The following is a 25,232-nucleotide window of genomic DNA, read 5'->3' on the forward strand; positions in this document are numbered from 1 at the left end:
GTGCAAGTGCCTGCTATATAGCCAGAGACTAAGTTCTCCAGGGGTGCTTGGGTAAATCGCGACTATCGCAGGCTTCCGCACCCGCCAGTGCCACCAGATGGTCGTTATCCACCGTATCGCCGCTAACGCCTATGGCACCTACCAGCATGCCTGCCTCATCCACAATCGGTAAACCACCAGGGAAGGTAATCAGGCCATCATTGGAGTGCTCAATGCCATAAAGCGGCTGGCCGGGTTGAGAAAGTTTGCCTATCTCGCCCGAGGGCATGGCAAAGAAACAGGCGGTCTTGGCTTTCTTGATGGCCACATCAATGCTGCCTACCCAGGCATCATCCATGCGCGAGAAGGCCTTGATATTGGCACCGGAATCCAGCACGGCGATACAGCTTTTTACACCTAGCGCCTCGGCCTTGAGGATGGCTTTTTCAATAATATTGATGGCTTGTTGATGACTGACGTGCATGGCAAATCTCCTTAGGGTTTAAACAACATGGTGGAAACAACAGGGTTTGAACAACTTGATCACTGAAATACACCCTGAAAAGCACACTGAAAAACAAAACAGCATCATTGCAGGCGCTTACGCGCCAGTAAGGCCGAGGCGCTATTAATGCTGTCGTCATGCGCATAGTGACCATGGGTCTTGTGCAGCAGCTTGTAGCACAGCAGCAGGGTCACGATCAGGTAAGACAAACCACCGGGTATCCACATGATGAGCCCCCCCAGTTGCTGATCCTGCAAAGCGGCTTGCAGGCCACCGCTGGTGATGATGTAGCTGTGATACCAGACCTGGCTGGAAAACGTCAGCAATGCCCCGAGCAAAGCAGTGTGTACCGCGGTGGTAAACAGCGATATCAGGCCGAGGATTGCCGGGCTGCGCTGGCTATTCATGCGCAGCAGCGACCACCAGAACAGCAGGGCAGAAAAGAAAAAGCTCAAATGCTGCAAGTCATGCAGCCAGCTACGATGCAAGGCATTTTCAAACATGGTGGGTACATGCCAGCCCCACAACACCAGCGCATGGATGGCCCAGGCACTGAATGGGTGAGTAATGCCTTGCCAGATACGGGCAAACAGCGGATAGCGCGTTAGTTTATGCAAGCGGGTCACGCGCCTTCCAGGCATGGCCCAGGCCCACACCGCCAGTGGCCGCGCCAGCACCAGCAAGGGGGCTGCCACTATCATCAGCAATTCGTGCTGCACCATGTGCATGGAGAAATACTCATTGCCCAGGCTATCCACTGGCGTAAGCAGGGCAAGCACCAGACTGGCCCAGCCCGCGAGAAACAGCTGTAGGCGCTTGCGCGTATTGCCGCTGAGTTGCGGGCGTTTCTGCCGCATGCGCTGTATGCCCAAGAGGTAAGCCAGCAGGCTGATCAACAGTGGCAGCCCTACCCAGTAATCCAAGGCAAATTGCAGCCAGGGGTTGCCATGCTCATGCCTGACAGCGGCATGCGCCCAAGCCAAGCCCGGTAGCCACGCCAGCGCAAAGAGCAAGCTGAGACGCACGCCAATAGCCAGACTAGGCCAGCGCTTCATATGCAGGCATCCAGCAACAGCACGGGCAACCACTGAATCACAATTACCAGCAGAAAAAATAGGCTCAGCATCAGCCCTGCCAGCGCCATGAATTGCCGTGGCGGCATTTCGCTTTCGCCCTCGCTGCCGCGTTTCTGGCTATTGGGGTTTTCGTTAATGCGCTCCAGCGTGCGGTGCAACTTTAGGTTGTGCCAGCTCAGATAAGCACTGACCGCACTGAAAACAAATGCAATGGCGGTGGCAAGGTGCACGGGCAGCAAGTGCTCAGCGCGGCAAGACCAGTCCAGCAGCGGGTAAGCCACCGCCAATTGCATGCTCCAGCTTAAGGGGCCAGCCAGTATGCATAGCCACAGCAGCGCCAGCGCAAAAGCCGGGTCATGCTCGGCCATTTTTATCGGGTCGCGCATAGGGCTTCCTTTGCGGGTTTATTCATTCCATATCCTTGAACCCAGGTAGATGGTCATGAACAGCGGAATCCACGCAGCGGCGACAAAATACCAGTACAAACCGTTGACCGTGACCGCAATGCGTTTGTCCGGGGTGAAATAGCCTTGGCGTGCCAGGATAATCACCACCAAGGTTTTGAGAATAACGGCGATGACATGCGTGCTATGAAAACCAATCATGAGCCAGACCATGGAGCCGTAGGCATGGCTATCCCAGCGGAAATCCACATGCAGGGCGTACTCATAAGCCTTGATGCCCAAGAACACCAGCGCCAGCGCAATGCTGAGGATGGGCAGGGTGGCCAGCGGTTTGGCATTGCCACGCTTGAACGCGCGGTCAGTGAGGTAGACCGGCACCATGCTCAGCATCAGCACAAAGGTAGAGAGTATGGGCAGCATTAAATCGGGTGGCGTGGTGCCAGAAGGTGGCCACACTGCATGGTTGCCTTGCAGGTAGAAAAAGCTGGCGATCAGGGTGGCCACTACCGTACCTTCCACCGTCATCAAGCCGACTATGCCCCACCATAATGGCGAGCGTGACTCAAAGCTGTAATCCGGCAACTGGCTGACATCAATATCGTGCGGGGTACGCGGTGTTGTCTTGTGAGCCACACTCATGCTGCCGCCCTCCCTGATCTGGGCCATATCCAGCCTGTGATGGCAGCAAAGCACAGCAGAAAGCCGATCAGGGGAATGGCCAGATGCAGCATCATGCCAGCAAAGGTCAGCGCCACGGCCACTGCCAGCCAGAACGGCCAGGGTGAAGGCCCGGGCAGGGGCTGGCGTGCTTCGGGGTGAGATTCGAGTATGGAGGTGAGCAATATCTCTCTGCGGTCTGAACGTATGCCGTGCACCACGGCGTTCTGTTCCAGCCCGCCAGTGCCAGACCACAGCGGGTAGCGGCTATCGACAATGCGGATATGGCGGAAATTATAAGAGGGAGGTGGCGAGCTGGTGGCCCACTCCAGGGTGTCTGCATTCCAGGGGTTGTCACCTGCGCTTTTGCCACGCTTGAGGCTGATCAGGGCATTCAATAATGTCATAACAAAGCCCAAGGCCAAGATCACGGCACTAAGGCTGACAAACAGGTTGAGCTGGTTCCAGCCCAGGCCGTCGATATAGGTATAGACCCGGCGCGGCATGCCCTGCAGGCCAAGCTGGTGCATGGGGAAGAAGGTCAGGTTGAAACCGATGAAGGTGACCCAGAACGTCCACTTGCCCAGACGCTCACTCATCATGCGGCCCGTGAATTTGGGGTACCAGTAATGCACGCCGCCTATGAGCGGGAACAGCGCACCGCCCACCAGCACATAGTGAAAATGCGCCACCACAAAGTAAGTGTCGTGCGCCTGCATATCAAATGGCACCGACGCCACCATCACCCCGCTAAGCCCGCCTATGATGAAGATCAGGAAAAAGCCCATGACGTAGAGCATGGGGGTATCCATGCGTGGCTTGCTGCCCCATAGCGTGGCAATCCAGCAAAAAATCTGCACGCCGCTGGGGATGGCAATCATGGCGCTGGAGGCGGTGAAGAAGTTGGCCCCCAGCTGCGGCAGCCCGGCGGTAAACATATGGTGCACCCAGAGGCCGAAGCCGATAAACCCTATGGAGACAATGGAGAGGACGATAGGGATATAGCCGAAGATGGGCCGTTGGGTGAAGGTGATGATGATGCTGGAAATCATGCCCAGCGCCGGGATGAAGATGATGTAGACCTCGGGGTGGCCGAAAAACCAGAACAAATGCTGCCACAGCACCGGGTCACCCGAGGCGGCCGTGAAAAACTGCATGCCTGCCATGCGGTCCAGCGCCAGCATCAGGCTGGCGATCACCAGCGGCGGTAGCGCAAACACAATCATGAACGACATCACTAGGATCGACCAGACGAAGATAGGCATGCGGTTGAGCGACATGCCAGGCACCTTGCACTTGAAGATGGTGGCGATGAGTTCTATGGCGGCCACCAGGGCGGAGATTTCCATAAAGGTGATCACCGTGGTGTAGAAATCCAGCCCCAGCCCCGGCGAGAAGGCCGCCCCGGCCAGCGGCGGATAGCTGAACCAGCCAGCATCAGGCGCGATATTCAAAAACAACGCGATATACATCATGATGCCGGCGATCAGGTAGATCCAGTAACCAAAGGCATTGAGCCTGGGGAAAGTCATATCGCGCGTGCCCAGCATCAAGGGAATGATGTAGACCGCCACCCCTTCCATCACCGGGATGGCAAATAAAAACATCATGGTGATGCCGTGCATGGAGAAAATCTGGTTGTATAACTCCGGGCCCATCACGGTGTTTTCCGGCACCGCCAGTTGCCAGCGCATCAGCAGCGCGAGGATGACGCCCAGCAAAAAGAACACAAAGCCCGTGACAATAAAGCGCATGCCGATATTGGTTTGATTGACATGGGTAAACCAGGCAAAAAAACCGGGGGGCGAGGCCCAGGTCTGCTCCAGTTGCCGGGTTTCGGCGTCATAAGCCGGGTCTGGTATGGCGGAAGAATGAGGTGGGTGCATGGACATGGGCTTATTCCAGACTGAGCAGATATTCCACCAGGTCAGCCAGATCTTCCCCGGCCATCATGGTGGCGGGCATATGGCTGCCAGGCTTGATACTCTGCGGACTTAAAATCCACGAGGCGAGATAGCTGCATTGTTTTCTATGGAGCCCGCAGCCAGGGATTTGCGCGAACCGATATGTGTAAGGTCGGGGGCTACGCTCGCCATGGCGGTGGTGCCACGTATGCTGTGGCACATGACGCAGCTAGACTTGAGAAACACTGCACGGCCACGTTGCTGGGCCTCAGTGCTGGGCTCACGCGCCGGGCTGGCTTGTTGCTGCAGCCAGCCCGCGTAATCATCCTGGGTCATGGCCTCAACATGAAACGCCATCTTGGCGTGCTGCTTGCCGCAGAACTCGGTGCATTGCCCACGGTAACGCCCGGGCTTGCTGGCTTGTACCCAGGTGATATTGGTTTTGCCGGGAATCATGTCGGTCTTGCCGTTCAACTGCGGTATCCAGAAGCTATGGATGACATCGCTGGCTTCCAGCGCAAACTTCACCGGGGTATCTACAGGAATACGGACTTCATTGGCGGTTTTGGCGATGATATTGCCAGCCTGGTCGAGGTAATCAATTTCCCACCACCATTGATGCCCGGTCACGCGTATGGTCATGGCGTCCTCAGGCATGGGCGCTACCAATTCGCGGTTGATACCAGCACTGGAGATAACAAACACCGTGAGTATCAGCGCCGGAATCACCACGCCGGAAACCAGCACCAGATTGCGGCTCTGCCTGAAGGTCAACGGCTGGGGTTCAGCGGCTATTTTGCCTTTGTACAGCGCTATGAAAATCAGCACTGCCACCGCTGCCAGAATCAGCCCGCCGCCTATCAGCATGCCCCAGAATAATTTGGCAATGCTGCCTGCCAAAGGGCCTTGCGGGTCCAGGCTGGACTGGCTGCTGGCATTGGCGTGCACCGCAGTTGAGGCCAGCAGCGCCCAGCCTGCCAACAGGGTTTTGTTGATGCCATGGCGTATGGCAGCCCATGGCTGGCTGGCATGCGCCTGTAATGGCCTGAGGCTAGTGCGCAAGCTCATTGCCTGGCCGCCGCTGGCTCATCAGCATGGTTTTCTTCATGCGTATCCGCATTCTGGTCATCATGCCTAGCGGCATCATGCTCAATATGTTCTGTATGGCTGGCTTCATCCTGCAAGGGCTTGCTGGTGGCACCTTGCGGCAGGGCATCATCCAGCCCGCCTAGTGAACGGACATAGGCCACAATCTTCCAGACTTCTTGCTCAGGTATTTTGCCGTGGAAGGCGGGCATGCCATTGGGCCTGCCTTCCATAATGGTGGTGAAGATATTCTCGGGTGCGCTGCCATAAATCCAGGCGGCATCTATCAGTGGTGGGCCCATGCCACCACCGCCATTGGCGTGGCAACCCGCGCAATTAAACCAGGCATACAAGCGCTTGCCCTCGTTGATGGCATGGCGGCTATTGATATAAGGGTGGTCGCCCGTGCGGGCGTCCTCGGTGCCGGGGCCAAACTCCGTCATCCGCGTCACTGCTTGTGCGGATGCGGGCGGCTGATCGCGCAGGGCAGCTTGATCCTCGCAGCCCGCGAGCAACATGAGGGCCAGACCTAGCGTACCAAGCTCTGCCAGCCTGCGCTGCCAGGTGCATGCTTGGGTGCATGCTGGGGTGGATAATTGAACGCCTGCTGGTAAGGCCTTAAGGAAGCTTGAATACATACAACTGTCCTCCCTTGTCGGTATGCGCGGGCAAATCTTTCATGGCGTTGGCAAAGCCCAGCGCGGCTGTGCCATCACGCGCATCCAGCCCGCCAGAGACGATGGCCCCTGACCAGCCGCCCACTCCGGCAAAAATCGCCACATATTGCTGGCCCTGTTTATCGCGGAAGGTCACAGGCTGGCCGACAATGCCCGAGCCCAGGCGAAACTGCCACAGCAGCTTGCCGTCATTGGCATCCAGCGCCTTGAACCATCTATCCATGGTGCCGTAGAACACCACATCGCCCGCGGTGGCCAAAGTGCCGCTCCACACCGGGAAGCGTTCATTGATGCTCCAGGCTTTTTTGCCTGCCACCGGATCCCAGGCGCTGTAAACCCCACGATGGCCGCCCGGCCCGGCAAACATTTTCACGTCCGAGCCCACATAAGGCGTGCCAGCAATGTAATTGGCCTGGGTGCCCAGCATGTCCATGCACAGGTTGTTATGCGGCATGTAGATCAGCCCGGTTCTGGGCGAGAAGGCCGAAGGCTGCCAATCCTTGCCGCCGGGGGCAGCGGGGCAGATGTTGTGTACGGTTTTATTGGTGCCCGGGCGTTTTTCCTTGATCTTGCGCAGTTGCCCGGTGTTGAGGTCTACGCCATCGGTAACATTGACCGGAACATAAGTATTGGCAGACAGTACTTCGCCCGTGCCCCTGTCCATGACATATACATGGCCGTTTCTTTCTGGCCGTACCAGCGTCTTGCGCTGCTTGCCGTTGACGGGCAGGTCCAGCAGCAGGCTTTCGTTGACGCCATCGTAATCATAGAGATCATGCGGCTCTACCTGATAGGCCCACATGGCGCGGCCATCAGCCGGGCGGCGCGCAAATACCGTCAGCGTCCACTTGTTGTCGCCGGGGCGTATATCCGGGTTCCAGGGGCCGGGGTTGCCTGTGCCGTAATAAATCAAATCCAGTTCCGGGTCATAGGAAAGCCAGCCCCACACCGTGCCGCCGCCTATTTTCCACAGGTCGGGCGGCCAACTGCTCACGCCTAAGTCCTTGCCTTGATCCTGCTTGTAAAAAGGCTTGAATTCCTCACCTATCAGCACTTCCTTATCTGGCCCGGTGCTGTAGGCGGTCCAGAGCAGGGTGCCATCCCGAATATCCAGTGCCTTGAGCCAGCCGCGCACGCCCATTTCACCACCGCTATTACCCACCAGCATTTTGCCCTTGACCACCAGCGGTGCCATGGTCATGGTTTCGCCGCGCTTGAGGTCACCCACGCGGGTTTTCCAGATTTCCTCGCCTGTCTTGGCATTGAGGGCAATGGCGTGGTTATCCAGCGTGTTGAAAAACAGCCTGCCATCCTGATACACCAGCCCACGGTTGACCACATCGCAACAGGCCATGCCTTGTGATTCCTGGTGCGTGGTGGGTTTATATTCCCACTTCTTGCTGCCATCCAGCGCCAGTGCCACCACGGTATTGGGGTAGGGGGTAATGATATACACCGTCTCGTCGACAAACAGCGGTGCACCTTCGTGGCCTGGCGTCAGGCCAGTGGCGTAGCTCCAGGCCAGTTGCAGTTGCTGCACATTGTCTTTGTTGATCTGCTGCAGGCTGCTGTAACGCGTGCTTGCGTAGTTTTTGGCGGGCATGGTCCAGGTGTCATCATCGCCTTGCGGCAGCCATTCGGGCAGGGTGGCTTTGCCATCTATGCGTTTTTGCTCACTAGCTTGTGGGCTGGTGCTAGCTTGTACCCGGCTGTCATGTTGCAACAGCTCCTGCCTGGGGTTTTCGCTGTCCGGCCCCGAGCAGGCTGACACCATCAGCAGTAGCATGGCCCCGCTGATGCCAACACGAAAATGATTGATGCAACAGTCAATATCCCACACCGGCATAGCCCCCCTTGGCTGAATAAGCTGCGACAGAATGCATCGCGTGCTGGCAAGCTACTGCCGGCAAGTATTTTGAATGAGGGTTGGTGGCGAGATACAGGCTTAAGTTGCAGAAATATTTTTATTGATATTTCAATGTAAGGAAATGTTAAGATTTTTTGCGCTTATGATGAGGTTATGCAAGTGGCTGTAATAAAAAAGGAAAATCCAGCTGGGAATTTTCCATGTTCTATTCTTGAGGTTTTTCCTAGGTATCTTTCACTGACAGGCATTTCAGCGCAGGTCTGACAGGGAGAAAGTGCCAGACTCGCCAAAACGATAGCTCTTTTGCATGCAGGCTACAGGTTTATAGATGATAAAATCCAGGCAATTTCAGGCCTTGCCTATCCCGTCCCAGCAGTTGACACCCATGTACACCATTCACTTTTTTGGTGGTGGTTTTATTGATATCACCCTGGTTTTACGCCTGATGCCATGTCATGTGTGATGCCGCATTAAGCCTGAGTTTTGGAGCGCCCCATTTTGTTTTCAGCTTTTAGCCGTTTAAACCGTTTTAACTTCCACGAAATCAAAACCAATCTTTTAAGTGGCTTGACGGTCGCCTTGGCCATGGTGCCCGAGGCCATTGCCTTTGCCTTGATCGCGCATGTTTCACCGCTGACGGGCTTATATGCTGCGGTGCTGGTTTGTTTTATCACCGCTGCCTTTGGTGGCCGACCCGGCATGATCTCTGGTGCGGCGGGAGCGCTGGCGGTGGTCATGGTGGCGCTGGTGGTGCAGCATGGTGTGGAATATCTATTTGCCACCGTGGTGCTGATGGGGCTGCTGCAAATGCTGTTTGCGGTGGCCAAGCTAGGTAAATTCATACGCATGGTGCCGCATCCGGTGATGCTGGGCTTTGTTAACGGCCTGGCCATTGTCATTTTTCTGGCGCAATTCAATCATTTCAAAGTGCTGGATGAAACAGGCGCCAGAGTCTGGATGCCTAGCAATGCACTCTATGTGATGGGCGGGCTGATAGTGTTGACCATGGCCATCATTTATCTGTTGCCACGCCTGACCAAAGCCATCCCTGCCACACTGATTGCCATTTTGCTGGTATCTGCGCTGGTGGCGGGTTTCAATATCGATACCAAAACCGTGGGTGATTTGGGCTCTATCGCCGGCGGCTTGCCCAGCCTGCATATTCCGCAGTTGCCACTGAACTGGGAAACCCTGCGCATTATTGTGCCCTATGCCTTGATTCTGGCGGCCATAGGCCTGATAGAAACGCTGCTGACGCTGAACCTGATTGATGAAATGACCAATACCCGTGGCCGCCCCAACCGTGAAGCCTTGGCACAGGGCGCGGCTAATGTGGTGACGGGGTTTTTTGGCGGCATGGGCGGTTGCGCATGATAGGGCAGAGCATGATTAACATTGGCAACCAGGCCAGGCTGCGTTTGTCCGGCATTGCCACTGCCGTGTTCTTGCTGGGTTTTATTCTGTTTGCTTCGCGCTGGATAGAGATGATTCCCCTGGCGGCGCTGATAGGCGTGATGTTTGTGGTTTCGCAAAAAACCTTTGCCTGGGGCAGCTTCAGGTTATTCGGCCAAGTGCCCAAGGCTGACATTTTTGTGGGTTTGTTGGTGGCAGGCATTACCGTGATTTCTGACCTCGCCATTGCGGTGATCACAGGCGTGATCATTTCCGCGCTGGTGTTTGCCTGGGAGCATGCCAAGAAAATCCAGGCCAAGACCACGCTGGATGTAGATGGCAAAAAAATCTATGCGCTGGAGGGCACACTGTTTTTTGCCTCAACGTCAGCTTTTCAATCCCTGTTCTCTCCCGCGGATGATCCGCAGCAGGTGGTGATTGATTTCAAAGCCGCCAGGGTGGTCGATCACTCGGCGCTGGCGGCGATAGACACGCTGGCAATGAAATACCAGGCAGCTGGCAAAACCCTGCGCCTCAGGCATTTAAGCAGGATTGCCGGGAGTTGCTGCACAATGCCCAGGGCATTATTGAGATAGATTTGCTGGAAGACCCGCAATACCGCGTGGCAGATAACGCCCAGAGTTAAGCCTCTAAGTTAAACCCCAGGGCTAAGCCTCTGAGTTAAGCCTTAGCTTTTACGCATGGATAGCCAGCACAAAATAGAGCCTGCGCTGACCATGGCAACACCCTGCCAGAAAGTCAGCGTCAGGCTGGTGTGCAGCATCCACGCGGCCAGCGCGGCTGAGAGCACAGGGGTGAAATAAGAAGCCCCCGCCAGTATGGTCATATTGCCGTGCAGTATGCCCACATTCCAGGCGGCATATCCCAGACCCATGGCCGCAGCGGCCAGGCCCAGCTTGAGCAGAGCGGGTGCATCAAACACCAGCGGGCTGGCACCCCAGGCAAAATATTGCAGCCAGAACACCGCCGCGCTGAGCATGAAAAACAAGGTAATGCCATTGCTGCCCTTGGCGATTCTGGCGGTGAGGGTGCAATAAGCGGCCCAAAGCACAGCGCCGAGCAAGGCCAGCCCGTAGCTATAAGGGTTATCTGCAATATTCTCTACCATGCCTGCCAGCTGCAAGCCTGCATCACCTGCCAGTACATAGCCTATGCCCGTGAGGGAAACCATCAAACCAGGCACGATCAGCCAATTGGCGCGCTGGCCATTGAACACAATAGCGCAGAGCATGGTGAACGCTGGCCACAGGTAATTGACCATGCCAACTTCTATGGCTTGCTGGTGGCTATGAGCCCAGCCTATGGAAAGCGCCAGGCACAGCTCGTAACACACAAACAACACGCTACCCCACAGCAGATAAGGCCGGGGAAACGTGCGGAGATTGCCCAAGCCCACGCTCAGCCACAGCAAGATGGAGGCCAGGGTGTAAATCAAAGCGGCGCCGCCTGTGGCACCAAAGTGCTCAGCAACCCCGCGTATCAAGCCCACAATGGCACTCCACAGCACTATGGCCAGCAGGCCGATGAGGGTGGATTGTGTGCGGGTTTTCATATCAGGGCTGGGGCAAAAGGCATGGCAAAGGCAGACATTTTAAAACAGAGGCGGGCGCGACAGTGCGCCAAGGCGGGGGAGATATTGGTGGCAGGGCATGGTTTTAATCTGGCAAGGCCCATATTTTTTAATGACTGAGTGGGCAAGGGGTAGGGAGAGTTTCCCTGAAAAAAAACAGGGTTTTTTTGCGGTTGTCATCTGTATAAAACCACTGCTAAGCTATATTCACGCAGCTAGAGTTCACGCAGCTGGGGTTCACGCAGCTGGGTAATTGTCATCGATCAATTTGCACAAGCGTGGCTTGTGCTTCAGCCTGAGGGTGTCTATGCCGCTTTCCAATCTGGTTCAAGCTCACCAAGAAGCCATCAAGAAAATCATTGCCAGTCACAAGGGTCGCAACCCTCTGGATTTGGGTAATTACACGGGTGGCCGTGATGCGCGCAACACCGTAAACCTGTTTGTAGAGCCACTGCCTGCAGCAGGCTGGAAAGACCTGGTGGCCATGGAAACCGAACTCTCGCATTTGCTCGATGCCAAGGTCGTTATTTATGCCAATGCCGAAGCGGTGCCTGCGACGGTGATGGCCGCAGCCTCCCCAATATAGGGCCGCATTCAGCGCGCCAGAGAATAAAAAAGCCTGCATCTGCAGGCTTTTTTGGCTGAATTCTGCAAGGGGTTTACGGGCTCAAAGCAGGTGATTCAAGAGTATCAGCAAATACATGGATAGCAAGACGAAGAACATCAAGGGGATCAGCCATAGGGCGTGTTCATGTTCAAGCCATCTGGTAATGGACTGTTTTAATTTGCTCATGCGTGCACGCGGCATGACATGGCCTCACTGTGGCCTGAACTCATAACGCAAGGTAAACCATGCTGCTCTAGGAGCCCTGGTGCAACAAATGTGGAATCAAGCCAATCAAGAGAGTTGTGGTTATACCCGTCAGGACCACGCGTCCCATAAGTCGAGGGCGAGAACGGATTGACACCCAAGCGTCCTGCTGTGAAATATTCCTTTCCAAGTAGATTCATCACCATCAGGCTTGCAGACCATTCAGATGTGAATTGATACTTGGTATTGAAGTTTAGCGTTGCATAGCCAGGGACTTTGCCGGGGTTGTTGGACGCAGGCCTTGCTTCAGTGCGTTGACTCTGGGTAGTGGGGTCGTCGAAGGTGATATATTTAGGTACGCCCGGCCTGTGTTCGTTATTTTCGTTACCTCGCAGATAACTTTCTGAATGCACTACAGCACTCAAGCCCACCGACCACTTGTCACTGACCTGATACTGCACACTGGCGTTGAGATTATGTAGTGGCACCCCAGGCATTCGATTGCCGGGCTTGACGGTGATGGAGCGTGGAGGCCGCTCCCCGGCCTCGATTCTCCCGCGGAAAACATTTTCTACCGAGCTGCTGTTATGGTCGCTCGCCATGGTGAATGTATCCTGGAAGGTTGCATCCGTCAGGGAGTAATTCAGGTGGAAGGTAGCCTTGCCAATTCGTCCGGATATGCCCGCTTCAATACCCTGCCTGCGTGTATCGCCTATGGTGTCAAAAAAGCTACGGTTGCCTGGCAAAGTTACCATGTAGATATCGTCCTTCAGATCGGTACGATACACGCCCAGGTTCCAGATCAAGTCTGGACCCCAGCTACCGCGTAATCCCAAGTCATAAGAGGTTGCCTTGATCTGAGGTAGATAAGGGTCTCCTGAGAGCGTAGTCGGCATGGAACATGAGCGATTCTCAACCACACTTTTATAACCCGCAGGACGCGAAAGATCAGGAGAACCATCTGGATTACTGTCGTAAACCATGGTTTTATCAAGAGCACAGCCCAGTTCAATAACGCTGGGAGTTCGAGTGCCGCGTGAAAGATTACCGAATACGTTCACTTCGTTAGTGACTTGCCAGCTTGCACCCAAGGAAGGATTAAGGGAGTAATAGGAAAACTTCTCGGTCTCCGAAGGGTTAAGCACACGAGAAAAGTCGGGTATTTTATAGCCGGTTTCGCAAGGGTCACCTGGCCTGCAAATATTGTATTCATCCGGCTGGGAGACAAACTGGTGAAGGTTGATGACGACCCCCCCGTGTTCCCTGGCAGCCAGCTTATTCTTGACGCTGGTCGCGTTGTACCGCATGGCACCAGTGAGATGTAAGGTGTCAACCGGACTCCAGGTTTCGCTCAGATATACGCTTTTGGTGACCGATGTACCGTCAAAATCATTACTACGTACTTCAACATCCGCAGCCGTAATGGCATCCAGTGCGCGCGCGGGGTCAAGATAAGCATGCCGCTTGGCATCAAAAAATCCCATACGCTGTCCGCTGCCATATGCCGCACTTGCAGAATCTATGGAAGCACCCACCATGAATTTATGATGCTCGAGATTCCAGTTAAACTGTACTGACGCACCATCAACAATCTGGTCGATTTCGGTGTTTGTGATAACCGCAGTTGGAACGCCCTCCACCATGCCGCCACTACCATTGATAGCACCATCGTAATATAGCGGGGCCCCCGTGATGGGGTCTTTTGCCAGGATTCCGCCCATAGGGTTACCTTGGTATTTGGCACGGGCAGCAGCGCAGGCAGCGGCATTCTGAGGAGTCTTGAAAATCAGCCGGTAAGTACTGTAATTACCATTGCCTTCATCCTGCATGTAATAGGTGTTCTCTCCTGATCCAAAATCAATAGGGTCAGACATAGCACCGGTCACCATGCCCATGCCGAAGGCACTATAGGCTTGCTTCCCATTAATCGTGGGAGGCACTGGTGGTGCAAGAGGCGGGCCACCCGCCTGCGGCACATAGACATTTTTCTGCCGATAATTCTTGTATAAGTCGAACTGGTATTTAGCGTAATCAAGGAAGTAGTCAGGCAGTTCCTGATTGAATGCAGTGGGTGCCAGAATGCCAGGGTCTGCACCGAAGCCGACCATGCCATTCACCAGAAACGTTACTTCAGGATTATTCAGGTATTCCTGATACAGAGGATGATTAGCAGGATCCTCGCCATTGCCCAGTACCGCGAACACGGCATCAATAATTCCGGGCATATTGCTGGGTTCCTTCACCAGATAATAATCCGGCAGCCCATACTCGTTATTGCTGTCATATAGCAAGTATACTGATCGCCTTCATCCAGATTCATGGTGCCTGGAGAGTTACCATACTCAGTGTACACATCTGAATTGACAGATTTTCTTTTACTATTTCTACGATACACCTGAGCCGTGATCGTAAAATTGTCATTCACAAAGTAACTACCAGATAGTTGAGCCTGCCATAACCGATTGTCAGTTTCGTCGGGAGACGTAAAAACGCCACTATTATTCTGCTGGTACATCTGAGTGGGGACCAAGCCATTCCCTACCAGATCATTCCATGCCACCAATCCGGTGAGGTTGAGATCGAGCTTGTCGCCGCGATAACTGCCTTTACCGAATACTTGATTGACTTTGCTGGGGGAGTTGTCACGCCAGCCATCTTCAAGAAAGATATTGGCAGCGGCAAAAGCTGCCACTGTTCCGTTGTTCCAGCCACCTTCGGCTTGCAACTGTTTTCTGCCAAACGCCCCTGTCAGGATATTGGCATCCACGCCCACATTGCTGAAACCATCCTTGGTTTTGATAGTGAATGCGCCACCCAGGGTGTTGAGTCCAAACAAGGGGTTGGAGCCTGGGAACACATCGAAGTTAGCAATGGCATTCATGGGAATCATGTCCCAGTTCACCACGTCACCAAACGGTTCATTGACGCGTATGCCGTCAAAGAACACAGACAAGCCTTGTGGTGTGCCTATCTGTGGGCCTGCAGTAAAGCCGCGGTACTGCACATCCATCTGGAAAGGGTTGCCTTGGTAGTCGTTGACGGTGACCGATTGCAGTTTGCGGTTGAGCAGGTCGGCGATGCTGAGTGCGTTGGTTTCCTTGATTTCCTTGGCTGTAATGCTTTGCACATTGCCCGGTATCTGATCCTTGGTCAGCCCCAGCCCAGGCAAAGGCCCAACTTCATAAAAACGTTTGCCGCGTACCAGCACTTCATCCACACGTAATTGTTCTGATTTCGGCCCCAGGGCAGGCAGGGTTTTGTCTTCAATGGGGGCGGGGCGTAATTCGTAATTGCCCTGGCGGTCTGAGACCAGCTCCAGCCCTGTGCCTTGCAGCAGTTTGTCAAACGCCTCGTCTGGGCTGTAAACGCCTTTTAATGCGGCTGAGTTTTTGCCTTTGGTGATGTTGGGGTCATACACCAGGGGTTTGCCAGTTTTTTGCGAGAGTTTGTTGAGTGCTGCGCCCAGGCTGCCCGCAGGGATATCGTACTCCTTGCGGTTGCTGGGCAGGGTGGTGTTAAGGTCAGCGGCAGTGGCTATGCCATTAGCCAACAGCAGGCTACTAGCCAGCAGCAGGCTATTAATGCGCAGCATGTTAGTAGTGCGCAGCAGATTATTGCTCAGGCTGATGTGTGTGATTGATTGCGGATGTGCGCTCCGCTTGTGTTGATTGCCCATGAATCTCTCCCCGGAAATTGGATGCTTTGGGCAATGACGAACCAGAATGTAAAAGTGCTAGGTAAACCTGCTTATTATTTTGTCTGCGTATCCTGTGATGTATTGCTCAGCTTTACCACAGCCAGGTAAGGGTATTGCTCAACGCGTATAGGCAGCAGTTTGCTCAGCATGGCATAGGCTTTATCCATATCGGTCACCGGAATCACGCCGGAGACCTGCAAGGTATTCATCTCCTTGGCATCAAAATAAATTTTGCCTGGGGTGTAGCGCTCCAGTGCCTTGAGCACTTCGGATAAAGGGGTGGCTTCAAAGCTGAGATAGCCGCCTGTCCAGGCGGTGAGTTCATCAATGTTCACAGGCTGAGCCACCATGCCGGGTTTCAGCGCGGTAACGCCGCTGCCCGCTTGCAGGGTCAGGCATTCAGGCTGCGCGCTGCGGAATATGCCGCTGGCAGGGCAGACCTTGACGCTGGATTCAATCACCGCCACCGCAGTGTTGCCACCCAGGTGCTGCACTTGATACTGCGTGCCCAGTGCTTCTGCCGTGCCGTTGCTGGTGGCAACGATCATGGGGCGTTGCGGGTTTTTGGCCACATTGATGATGATTTCGCCCTGGCGCAGCTTGATCAGGCGTTGGCTGTCGCTGTAAGTCACATCAATGGCTGAGCCAGTGTTGAGCTTGATCACGCTGCCATCTTCCAGCGCAATTTCGCGGATTTCGCCCGCTGCCGTGCTGTAATCTGCCAGGTAATGATCACCCCACGGGCTTTGCAGCAGCGCAAAACTGCCTATGCTGAGCGCCGCAATGGCAAGATAAGCCTTGGTGTTGCGCATGATGGCCCTGCCGGATGGCAGGCTTTGCAACGCCGATCTGGCCCCCTGCGCCTGTAGCCCATCAAGAGAACCCCAGAACTCCTCCACCGTGGCATAGGCGCTTCTGTGATCCGGGCTGGCATGCAGCCAGGCGCTGAAAGCCGCTTGTTCCTCGGCGCTGATGGCGTCTGAAGTCATGATGGCTTTCCAGTGGCTGCCGCCTCTATATGCATGGCCTTGTTCATGCGTAACTGCTTAGCCTAAGTCCTGGCGACGCAACAAGCCGCAATCACCTGCGCCAGATATTGCCGCACACGCGCCACCGAAATGCCAAAGTGCGCGGCAATTTCTGCATGCTTCAAGCCATCCAGGCGGTTCATGAGAAAAATCTCCCTGGCCTTGGGTGTAACGCCATCCAGCACATTGGCAATGTGCAGCAGTGACTCTACTGCCATGGCCAATTGCTCGGGGGAATCAACAAACTGCTCAGACTGGGAAAGCTGGAGAAACTGCAGATAAGTCTGCTCAAGGTGACGGCGGCGTATAAGGTCAATCAGAATGCGCTTGGCCGTGGTGGTGAGAAACGCGCGAGGCTGGGTCAGCTCATCCAGATGTTGGTGATCAATCAGCTTAACAAAAGTATCTTGCGTGATATCTGCCGCCTGATGCTGGCAGCGCAGCTTGCGGATCAAATAAGCGTAAAGCCAGCTTTGATGCGATGAGTAAAACAGCTCAAACCTATTGTAATGACTCATCCCCAGCGCCCCTGCCTGTTTCTGACGAAAATGCTAAAAACATGCAATAAAGATGCCCGGCAACCGCCAGGCATTAAGCTAATGAATGCATTGAGTTTTGTGCAAATGTGATGTTGAGTGATTGGTTCAATATAGCCAATTGGTGATTTGTTGGTGGCTATATTGAACCAAAAATGAAGATTTACTGGGATTCAGGCGCGGCGGCGACGGCCATGCAGCCCCAGCAAACCCAGCCCCGCCAGCAACATGCCCAGCATTTCTGGCTCTGGCACCGCTGCCACCTCAAATTGCAGATAAACACTATCTACAGAAAGCCTGGTGTAAGACGTGACATCGAGATAAGGGAAAGTGGCTGCCACGCCGCTAAGCTGCAACTCGCCGCTAAACGCCCGGAACAACGCTAATTCACCCCAAGCGCCCAATGCCTGTTCACGATTGAAGCTATCACTGATCACCTGCGGATAACCCTGCTCGCCCAGTACCGTGGTATCAAAGCTCGTGCCCACCGCATAAAAATAGTTAGGCACTTCCAGCCCAGGGTTGCTGGTGCGATAAGCCACCAGGGCAGAGCTGAACACCACATTGGCAAGGTAGAGGCCATCGGTTTCAATCCCATTAATTTCATAACTGCCCGTGATGCCTGCTGTTATGTTTTTCAGCACATAGCCAGGCTTTAAAATCAGGGTGAAATTTCCCAGGCTGTCATTGAATTCCTGCACATCAAAGGCATAAGCCGTGCGGGTGTATTGGCCGCCAAGCTGTAGCTCTATCTTGTCATTGGCAAAGCTGCCAGTGCCAGGTGCAAGGTAAAGCGAGTAAGCATCGCGCTCATAAGTATTGGCATGGGCGCTCATGCTTGCCATCAGCAAAAGCGCAGTCCCCATCAGTGTTTTCAGCATGTTTTCCCCTGGGTTATTTATTGTTGAGTTACAGATTTAATCGTTGAATTCAAGCGCTAAACCCATGCAGCGCCAATAGTCCAAACGTACTATCAGGGTTTTGCCTGCTAAACAGTTATATCTAGGCAGGGCATGGCTGTTCACCACGGCGCAACATTGCCGCCACATGCATGTGGTTGCAGTACAAAGCGGCTTCAATACAAACGGTTCAACATCACCACCAGCTCCAGCGCCAGCAGTAGAAAAAAGGTCAAAGGCAAAATCCAGAACAGACTTTCATGCTCAAGCCACTGGGCGAACCAGCGCTTGAGTTTTTGCAGGGTCTGGGGGGCTGGCATGATGGGTTTATTTCGCAGGGTCAAATTCATAACTCAGGCTGACCCAGGCAGCTCTTGGTGCACCAGGCGCCAGGAAATTAGTCGTCAGCCAATCATTGGAATTATGGTTGTAGCCATCAGGGCCAATTGCGCCATAGACGGAAGGCGAGAATGGATTGCGCCCCAGCCTGCCCGCATTGAAATATTCCTTATCGAGGATATTGTTGACGCGTAGTCCCAGCGTCCACTCGGAGTTGAGCTTGTAGCTGGTCTGCAGATTGAGCACCATATAGCCATCCACAGTGCCAGGATTGCTGGTTGGGCGGCGAGGCCTTAACTCTCCACTGGGTGAGAAGGTTTCATAAATGGTTACCCCTTCTTCATGCTTGTTGTTTTCATTGCCGCGCACATAAGCAAATGAATGTGCAACTGCGGTCATGCCGATTTGCCACTTGGGAGTGACCTGATAGCTGAGGGTGGCATTAAGGTTGTGCAAAGGCACACCAGGCATGCGATTGCCGGGGTTCACCTGTATGCGTCGGCTGTAGTTGAGGTTGCCGATAAACTCTTCCACCGCGCTGCTGTTGTCATTGGCAGGCATCCAGAAACTGTTCTGGAAGGTGGCTTCGGTCAGCGCATAGTTAAGTCGCAAGCGCCATTTATCAAAAGCGGCATTGATACCAGCTTCCAGACCCTGGCGGCGTGTCTCGCCTATGGTGTCAAAGAAGTTGCGGTTGCCCGGATACCCAATCATGTAGATATCGTCCTTGAGGTCGGTGCGGTATACCCCCAAATTCCATTCGATATTGTCATTGAAGCGTCCGCGCATACCAAAGTCCCAAGTCTGGGCCTTGATCTGGGGCAGGTAGGGATCACCTGAGAGTGTGGTCGGCAAGGAGCAAGAACGATTTTCTGCCAGACTGCGCGGCACATTGCCGATGCCCCCGCCTATGAAGACAGGCGTGTCATCAAATGCGCAACCCAACTCAATGACAGAAGGAGTTCTGGTTCCCTGTGCCCAGTTGCCATAGACGTTGAGTTTAGGCGTAGCCTGCCACGTAGCACCCAAGGAGGGATTCAGCGAGTAATAACTGAATTTTTCCGTCTCTGCAGGGTTCATCAGCCTGCTGAGGTCTGGGACTTGATAGCCGGTGGTGGGGCAAACGCCGTTGACGCAGAGATCATACTCATCGGGCACTGCCTCAAAATCGGATAGGTCAAATACACGGCTGCCCCAGGTGCGTGAAGCGATTTTGTTTTTGCCGCGAGTTTCGTTATAGCGCAAGGCACCGGTGAAATTCAGTGTTTCTATCGGGCTCCAGGTTTCACTGGCATAGATGCTCTTGGTGATTTGATGGCCTTTGAAATCGTTGTTATTGACTTCTAGGCTGGCGGCCGCATATTGCTCGCGTATTTGATCAGGTGCCAGATAGCCTCTGCGTTGTGCATCCAGAAGACCCAACATTTGGCCGCTGGTGTAGTTGGCAGATGGCATATCCACCGAGGCACCCACCATGAATTTATGCTTGTCAAAGTTCCAGTTGAACTGGATAGACGCGCCATCGGTTTCCTGATCTATCTGAGTATCGGTAAAGATTGCAGTGGGAGTGCCATCTACCACCCCAGGTCGTTGCCCAGTGAAGGTATTGGCCCCATCTACTGCAAGTGGGGCATTCGTAACAGGATCTAAAACCCCTAAGGCACCTGGATCATTACCGACGTTTGTGGCTTGGGTAGCCACACAGTTAGCCAGATTGGTGGGAGGAGCCAACAAAATGACGTGCTTGGTGCCATCATCGGTGTAGTAGTAGTTGGAAATGACCGCATTGAATGGATCACTGACACCTGTAAGACCAAATGTGCTATCGGCGTTCATGGAGTTATATACATTGGCAAGCCAATTGGCTTCACCAGTTATCGAGTTAGCGGGGCCTTGTTCGATTTCAGGGGGCATATAATTACCCTGAGATTGATAATTCATTGCCTGCCTATAGTTTTTCCATGTATCAAATACGCTCTTGGCATGTGCCAAATATGCTTGTCCTTCAGGACTACCAGTTAGCGATGGGTTCAAGCCTGCACCTATCGTATTGAGGGCTGCCTGAGCATCCATGCCGTTTGTAAAGTACTCATTGAAAAAGGCACTTTGTGACCAGTCATTGTTGGGGACGTCAAACACGTAATAATCAGGCAACCCCAGGCCATTGGTGCTGTTAAACAGGCAGGTGTATTGTTCCCCGGTGTTGAGCGCTCTTCTGACATAACCGTTGTGCTCAGTGTAGACATCTGCGCCTCTGGTAGTACGCTTGCTGTTACGTCTGTACACCTGGCTGGTAATCGTGAAATTGTCATTGACAAAATAACTACCTGAAAGCTGGAATTGCAAGAGGCGGTTATCCGTGGTGTCTGGAGAGGTGAACACACCGTTCCTGTCCTGCTTGTACATTTCGCTCGGCAACATGCCATTGCCCACCAGGTCATTCCAAACTACTAGCGTACTCAGGTTTAAATCCAGCTTGTCACCGCGATAACTGCCCTTGCCGAATACCTGATTAACGCGGCTGGGCGAGTTGTCACGCCAGCCGTCTTCAAGAAAGATATTAGCCGCGGCAAAACCCGCGACCGTGCCATTGTTCCACCCACCTTCTGCCTGTAATTGCCTGCGACCAAATGAGCCGGTAAGAATTTCTGCATTCACAGCGGTGTTGTTGAACCCATCCTTGGTTTTCATGGATAGTGCGCCACCCAAGGTACCCAAACCAAAAATAGGATTGGAGCCTGGGAACACATCAAAACTGGCCAGCGCATTAAGTGGCAACATGTCCCAGTTCACCACATCACCAAACGGTTCATTAACACGTATACCGTCAAAAAACACGGACAAGCCTTGTGGCGTGCCTATCTGAGGCCCAGCGGTAAAGCCACGGTACTGCACATCCATCTGGAAAGGGTTGCCCTGGTAATCGTTGACATTGACCGATTGCAGCTTGGAGTTCATGAGGTCGGTGATGCTTAAGGAGTGCGCTTCCTTGATGTCCTTGGCGCTCAGGCTTTGTACATTACCGGGTATCTGTTCCTTGGTCAGGCCCAGCCCAGGTAGCGGCCCAATCTCATAAAACCGTTTAGAGCGCACTTCAATCGCATCCACTTTCAAATCCAGCGGCAGCGCCGAGTGGTCATCCTTGAGTATGAGTTTCTCTAGCGTATAGCCGCCCTGACCATCGCTGACCGCAGTCAGGCCGCTGCCTTTGAGTATGGCTTTGAAGCTTCATTCAGGTTGAAATGGCCTTGCAGGCCGGGGGAGGTTTTGCCCTGGGTCAGGCTGGGGTCAAAAGAAACCGAAACCCCGGATTTGCCTGCAAAGCTGGAAAGGGCCGGGCCTAAAGGGCCAGCCGGAATGGTGTAAGGTTTGCCTGTGAAGCTGCTTTCATCTGCCAGTGCAGGCAGGCTGAGCGCGGCGGGCAAGGCCAGGCTGGTGATCAGGCACAGCAGGCCGATATTGGCGATGGCTCGCCTATTGTTTAATCTCATTATTCTCCCCTTATTACACAATCTGACTGTTTGCGCTCTATGTCAGGCGAGGAGTCAAAAAGGGACAGAAATAATTAAATTTTGTAGAAAGTGCCCCAGTAACGCGTTTTCCACTCTATGCTTAGCGGGCGGGTGCGCTGCAGGGTGGCGAGTATTTGCTCTGGGTCTTTCAGCTGAAAGGCACCGGAAATGCGAATATCCCGCGCGGCTGCATCACAGCGCAAAATGCCGGAGCGGTAACGGCTCAATAGTTTGATAAAGTCTTCCAGCGGCATGTTCTCGGCATACAGCACGCCATCCACCCAGGCAATTTCGTTGTTATCCAGCACGCCTAGCGAGCTAATGCCGCTCGCAGTGAAGAAGGACTGCTGGTTATGCTGTACCACAGTGGGTATGTGTGTGATATCGGATTGAGTGATATCGGCCGGGGTGATCTCCACCGCGCCTTCAAGCACGGCCAGGTAACTGCTGTTATCAGCCAGGCTGGCAACAAACTTGGTGCCCAGCGCACGTAATCTGCCGTGCGGGGTTTGTACAATCAAGGGCCGTTGCTGGGCATCGTGCGCGGTTTCTATATAAATATCGCCCTGACGCAAATGCAGGGTGCGGCTGCTGGGTGAGTAGGCCACATCTACCGCGCTGCGAGAGTTAAGCAGCAGGCTGGTGCCATCTGCCAGCACATAGCGCTCACGCCCCCCCACGGCGGTGCTGTAATCCGCCACCCAGGCCTGCCAGGGCAGCAGGCGGTAAGCCAGGCCACCAGCGGGCAACACCACGGCCAGCCCAAGCAGGGGCTTGATAAAGGCGCGGCGGTCAAACAGGGCGGGCCTGTCCAGCACCTGCCTGCCAGCGGGGCGGGGATGTGCTCAAACTTGCCCGCCAGGCTGGCGGCTTGTGACCAGATATGCGCGTGCTGCGGGCTTTGCGCCTGCCAATGTTGCAAGGCTGCTTGGTCACTGGCGCTCAGCGTGCCCTGGTGCAGTTTGGCCAGCCAGGCGGCGGCCTGGCTGATGATGGCTTTGCGCTCGTTTTCAGTTGCCTGGGCTGTTGCGTGCAGTGGCTGGCTCATAGCATGAAGTGCAGGCAGTGTTCGTAGGCGCTGGCGATATAGCGTTTGACCGTGCGCTCAGAGACTTGAAGCTCACTGGCAATCTCGGCATATTTCATATGCTCAAGATGCAGCAGCAAAAAAGCCAGGCGGGTTTTATGCGGCAGGCTGCCCAGCATCTGGTCTATGTCATGCAGGGTTTGCAGCAATATCACTTGGTCTTCTGCGGAAAGGGCATGGGCAGTGCCCAAGTCGCCCAGCGCTTGCAGATAGGCACTTTCCAGTGATTGGCGCTGATAATAATTGCAGAGAATGCGCTTGGCGATGGTGGTGAGATAGGCGCGCGGCTCATGGATGGCGCTGATGGTATCCGTGGGGTGCTTAAGCACGGAGACAAAAGTATCCTGCGCCAGATCAGCGGCGGTATCTCTGGAAGACAGGCGCTTGTTGAGCCAGGATTGCAGCCAGCCATGATGGGCCTCGTACATAGTCTGCACTAATCTTTGAGAATGTAGCGTCTGAGAATGCAGCTTTCCTGAATCAGGCTTTTGCGCGTGAAGCTTTGCGTAATCCGGCATTACAGAGTCAAGCACTGCAGCATCAAGCTTGGTCATTATTCGCAGCCATATCATCAAGTTGTGGCTCAAAGCTGCAAAAATAGTGCCACGGCGTGGTATGGCACTTAAGTGCATGAATTGATAGTCATTTCACGGAATGGCTGTGCAGGCTGGTGGTTGATATCAGCCACCATTGGCTGTTTATAGCCAGTTTGCCCAGTCATTATTCAAGAGCGGGGATTTTAAGGTCTGACCAACAAAACAAAGCCCCATGCATGGGGCTTTGTTGTCTGCGCTCTAAATTCACTAGAGTCAGTGTTGGATGCGGAACGTTCTTAAACGCCACAGCCCGAGCAACAATACTATCCAGGCGATGGCCAACATGGCCCAGGCATGCGCGGGCGCTGATGCGCTATGTTCACGCGCGGTGAATGTGGGCTGTTTGGCGAAATCTGCCGTGCCAAACGCCTGATCCTGGAACAGGTAAGGGTAGTAAAACTCCCTTATCTGGCGGTGGAAGTCGCTATTTGATCCTGATAGGCCAGTTGCGCCAGCAGGTCGGTATCCGCAATACGGTGCAATATGGCTTGCGCCGCCACCCCAGGCAGCAGCCAGCCCAGGCGGTTGCTCCACTCCTGCCTTTGCAGCAAGCCTGCTCTATAGGCCTGAGCTTGAGGGGCCACGCTTTCATCACCCAGTTGATGGAAGGCAAAATACCATTTCCAGTGGAACACCTGGGGTAGCGGGGCGGAGTTGCTCCACTCAGGGTAGTGCGCATAAAAACGCTGCATGGTGTCTTCCCTCGGCACTTCCCAGGCACCATGCACAGCCTGCCTTTGCGCCAGCATCAGGTCTACCCCCTGATGCACAGGCACGGCGCGCAGTATGGCCACATTGGCCAGCGTGGGCAGCACCAAGGTGAGCAACACCCATACGCTCATCAAGGCCGTGGCATTGGTGACTGAGCGCCAGCCGCGCACGATAAGCAGCAGGGATAAACCAAACCAGAACGCCACATAGCTGGCGATTACCGCCAGAATGACGGCCAATGCGCCTGGTGAGGTGTCCGCATAGACTGCTCCCAGCAACACCGGAATAATCAAACTTAACAACACCAGCATGAAGCGCAAGCTGGTTCTTCTGAACCAGACCTGCCTACCCTGCGGCAAGGAAGCCAGCAGGCGCAATCTGCCTGTTTGTTGCTCGCCTGAAATCAAATCGTGCATCAGGGCAATGATGAATAGCGGCGTTAGATAAATTAAGACAAAGGCAAAATCAAAGCGGCCAGGCAGCGCCAGCTCGGGGTTGAAAATTTCACCTTCATACAGTTGCGCCTGCAAGCCCAGCGCACGCACGCGCAGCACATAAGGCGCTGAGTCACGGGTGCCTATGGCCAGAAATGCCGCGTCCGAAGGGGCATCCCAGGTGCTGTAAAAGGTGTAGTAGGCGGGGTAACCCGCGTCAGGCGCGTCGGCATAGGTGTGGGCCACTGCGGCTAAATCCTCAGCTTGCAGCGGAGCCAGCCTTGCTATGGTGGTTTGCTGGTGGCGGATTTCCTGCAAGCCTGACCATACGGCCAGGCCACTCAAGGCCAACAGCAGCAGCAAGGCCAGGATGGAAAGGTAAGCGCGTTGCAGCAGTTTTAATTCATGCGTGATCCAGCTCATATGATGGCTTTTGCTCATTTG

At 54.3% G+C, this 25,232-nt stretch carries 21 protein-coding genes and 2 pseudogenes; 3 read left to right on the plus strand and 20 right to left on the minus strand.

Going from position 1 to position 25,232, the window contains the following annotated elements; translation table 11 throughout:
* Positions 1 to 28: 28 nt before the first annotated feature.
* The 8 genes from JCM2850_RS14325 to JCM2850_RS14360 form a co-directional block, all read right to left on the minus strand.
* Positions 29 to 463 (minus strand): GlcG/HbpS family heme-binding protein, encoded by a 435-nt coding sequence (locus JCM2850_RS14325; protein WP_025872731.1) that lies wholly within the window; start codon positions 461 to 463, stop codon positions 29 to 31.
* Between the two features lie 104 nt (positions 464 to 567).
* On the minus strand, positions 568 to 1,539 hold the full coding sequence (locus JCM2850_RS14330; protein ID WP_025872733.1) for a cytochrome c oxidase assembly protein: 972 nt from the start codon (positions 1,537 to 1,539) through the stop codon (positions 568 to 570).
* Positions 1,536 to 1,946 carry a hypothetical protein gene (locus tag JCM2850_RS14335; RefSeq protein ID WP_148301290.1) on the minus strand — a complete coding sequence of 137 codons (411 nt, stop codon included), beginning with the start codon at positions 1,944 to 1,946 and terminating at the stop codon, positions 1,536 to 1,538. Before JCM2850_RS14335 ends, JCM2850_RS14330 begins: the two co-directional genes overlap by 4 nt.
* An 18-nt stretch (positions 1,947 to 1,964) precedes the next feature.
* Positions 1,965 to 2,603, minus strand: coding sequence for a cytochrome c oxidase subunit 3 (locus JCM2850_RS14340; RefSeq protein ID WP_036266359.1), 639 nt, complete (start codon positions 2,601 to 2,603; stop codon positions 1,965 to 1,967).
* Complete coding sequence (ctaD, locus tag JCM2850_RS14345) at positions 2,600 to 4,507, minus strand: cytochrome c oxidase subunit I (RefSeq protein WP_088177766.1); 1,908 nt, start codon at positions 4,505 to 4,507, stop codon at positions 2,600 to 2,602. Before ctaD ends, JCM2850_RS14340 begins: the two co-directional genes overlap by 4 nt.
* 108 nt (positions 4,508 to 4,615) lie before the next feature.
* On the minus strand, positions 4,616 to 5,593 hold the full coding sequence (coxB, locus tag JCM2850_RS19655) for a cytochrome c oxidase subunit II (protein WP_051525437.1): 978 nt from the start codon (positions 5,591 to 5,593) through the stop codon (positions 4,616 to 4,618).
* On the minus strand, positions 5,590 to 6,249 hold the full coding sequence (locus tag JCM2850_RS19660) for a c-type cytochrome (protein ID WP_199898353.1): 660 nt from the start codon (positions 6,247 to 6,249) through the stop codon (positions 5,590 to 5,592). The genes coxB and JCM2850_RS19660 overlap by 4 nt, the downstream gene beginning before the upstream one ends.
* Complete coding sequence (locus JCM2850_RS14360) at positions 6,230 to 8,074, minus strand: methanol/ethanol family PQQ-dependent dehydrogenase (RefSeq protein WP_234406286.1); 1,845 nt, start codon at positions 8,072 to 8,074, stop codon at positions 6,230 to 6,232. The genes JCM2850_RS19660 and JCM2850_RS14360 overlap by 20 nt, the downstream gene beginning before the upstream one ends.
* A 579-nt stretch (positions 8,075 to 8,653) precedes the next feature.
* Here JCM2850_RS14360 and JCM2850_RS24140 point away from each other — a divergent pair.
* Together JCM2850_RS24140 and JCM2850_RS24145 are read left to right on the plus strand one after the other, a co-directional pair.
* Positions 8,654 to 9,529: a SulP family inorganic anion transporter gene (locus tag JCM2850_RS24140; protein ID WP_369384923.1), complete on the plus strand. Its 876-nt coding sequence runs from the start codon at positions 8,654 to 8,656 to the stop codon at positions 9,527 to 9,529.
* 11 nt (positions 9,530 to 9,540) lie between these two features.
* The gene (locus JCM2850_RS24145) at positions 9,541 to 10,143 is read left to right on the plus strand and encodes an STAS domain-containing protein (protein ID WP_369384924.1); all 603 of its coding nucleotides are present in this window, start codon (positions 9,541 to 9,543) and stop codon (positions 10,141 to 10,143) included.
* Positions 10,144 to 10,235: 92 nt separating this feature from the next.
* On the opposite strand, the gene yddG is transcribed toward JCM2850_RS24145, so the two are convergent.
* The gene (gene yddG / locus JCM2850_RS14375; protein ID WP_025872744.1) at positions 10,236 to 11,120 is read right to left on the minus strand and encodes an aromatic amino acid DMT transporter YddG; all 885 of its coding nucleotides are present in this window, start codon (positions 11,118 to 11,120) and stop codon (positions 10,236 to 10,238) included.
* A gap of 271 nt (positions 11,121 to 11,391) precedes the next feature.
* Here yddG and JCM2850_RS14380 point away from each other — a divergent pair, with 271 nt between their 5' ends.
* The gene (locus JCM2850_RS14380; RefSeq protein WP_159105181.1) at positions 11,392 to 11,724 is read left to right on the plus strand and encodes a hypothetical protein; all 333 of its coding nucleotides are present in this window, start codon (positions 11,392 to 11,394) and stop codon (positions 11,722 to 11,724) included.
* 203 nt (positions 11,725 to 11,927) lie between these two features.
* On the opposite strand, the gene JCM2850_RS23085 is transcribed toward JCM2850_RS14380, so the two are convergent.
* The 11 genes and pseudogenes from JCM2850_RS23085 to JCM2850_RS19695 all read right to left on the minus strand — a co-directional run bounded on the left by JCM2850_RS23085 (position 11,928) and on the right by JCM2850_RS19695 (position 25,229).
* Entirely contained in the window at positions 11,928 to 14,240 is a 2,313-nt protein-coding gene (locus JCM2850_RS23085; protein ID WP_234406287.1) for a TonB-dependent receptor domain-containing protein, read from the minus strand.
* A complete protein-coding gene (locus tag JCM2850_RS23090; protein WP_234406288.1) occupies positions 14,189 to 15,625 on the minus strand; it encodes a TonB-dependent receptor plug domain-containing protein in 1,437 nt (478 codons plus the stop codon). Before JCM2850_RS23090 ends, JCM2850_RS23085 begins: the two co-directional genes overlap by 52 nt.
* A 74-nt stretch (positions 15,626 to 15,699) precedes the next feature.
* Positions 15,700 to 16,638, minus strand: coding sequence for a FecR family protein (locus JCM2850_RS19675; RefSeq protein WP_267879299.1), 939 nt, complete (start codon positions 16,636 to 16,638; stop codon positions 15,700 to 15,702).
* Between the two features lie 59 nt (positions 16,639 to 16,697).
* On the minus strand, positions 16,698 to 17,192 hold the full coding sequence (locus tag JCM2850_RS14395; RefSeq protein ID WP_025872750.1) for a sigma-70 family RNA polymerase sigma factor: 495 nt from the start codon (positions 17,190 to 17,192) through the stop codon (positions 16,698 to 16,700).
* A gap of 191 nt (positions 17,193 to 17,383) precedes the next feature.
* The gene (locus JCM2850_RS14400; RefSeq protein WP_025872752.1) at positions 17,384 to 18,091 is read right to left on the minus strand and encodes a PEP-CTERM sorting domain-containing protein; all 708 of its coding nucleotides are present in this window, start codon (positions 18,089 to 18,091) and stop codon (positions 17,384 to 17,386) included.
* Positions 18,092 to 18,285: 194 nt separating this feature from the next.
* Positions 18,286 to 18,429, minus strand: coding sequence for a hypothetical protein (locus JCM2850_RS21680; RefSeq protein WP_159105182.1), 144 nt, complete (start codon positions 18,427 to 18,429; stop codon positions 18,286 to 18,288).
* Positions 18,430 to 18,436: 7 nt separating this feature from the next.
* A pseudogene (locus tag JCM2850_RS19680) lies at positions 18,437 to 21,939 on the minus strand (TonB-dependent receptor).
* 74 nt (positions 21,940 to 22,013) lie between these two features.
* A complete protein-coding gene (locus tag JCM2850_RS19685) occupies positions 22,014 to 22,778 on the minus strand; it encodes a FecR domain-containing protein (RefSeq protein ID WP_051525438.1) in 765 nt (254 codons plus the stop codon).
* A gap of 53 nt (positions 22,779 to 22,831) precedes the next feature.
* Positions 22,832 to 23,008, minus strand: a pseudogene (locus tag JCM2850_RS24155) (FecR/PupR family sigma factor regulator); the annotation flags it as partial.
* The gene (locus tag JCM2850_RS19690) at positions 23,005 to 23,475 is read right to left on the minus strand and encodes a sigma-70 family RNA polymerase sigma factor (RefSeq protein WP_051525442.1); all 471 of its coding nucleotides are present in this window, start codon (positions 23,473 to 23,475) and stop codon (positions 23,005 to 23,007) included. The gene JCM2850_RS19690 and the pseudogene JCM2850_RS24155, both read right to left, overlap by 4 nt.
* Positions 23,476 to 24,047: 572 nt before the next feature.
* Positions 24,048 to 25,229, minus strand: coding sequence for an ABC transporter permease (locus JCM2850_RS19695; protein WP_199898354.1), 1,182 nt, complete (start codon positions 25,227 to 25,229; stop codon positions 24,048 to 24,050).
* Positions 25,230 to 25,232 lie beyond the last annotated feature (3 nt).

The sequence above is a fragment of the Methylobacillus glycogenes JCM 2850 genome, assembly GCF_000617925.1.
GTDB lineage: Bacteria > Pseudomonadota > Gammaproteobacteria > Burkholderiales > Methylophilaceae > Methylobacillus > Methylobacillus glycogenes.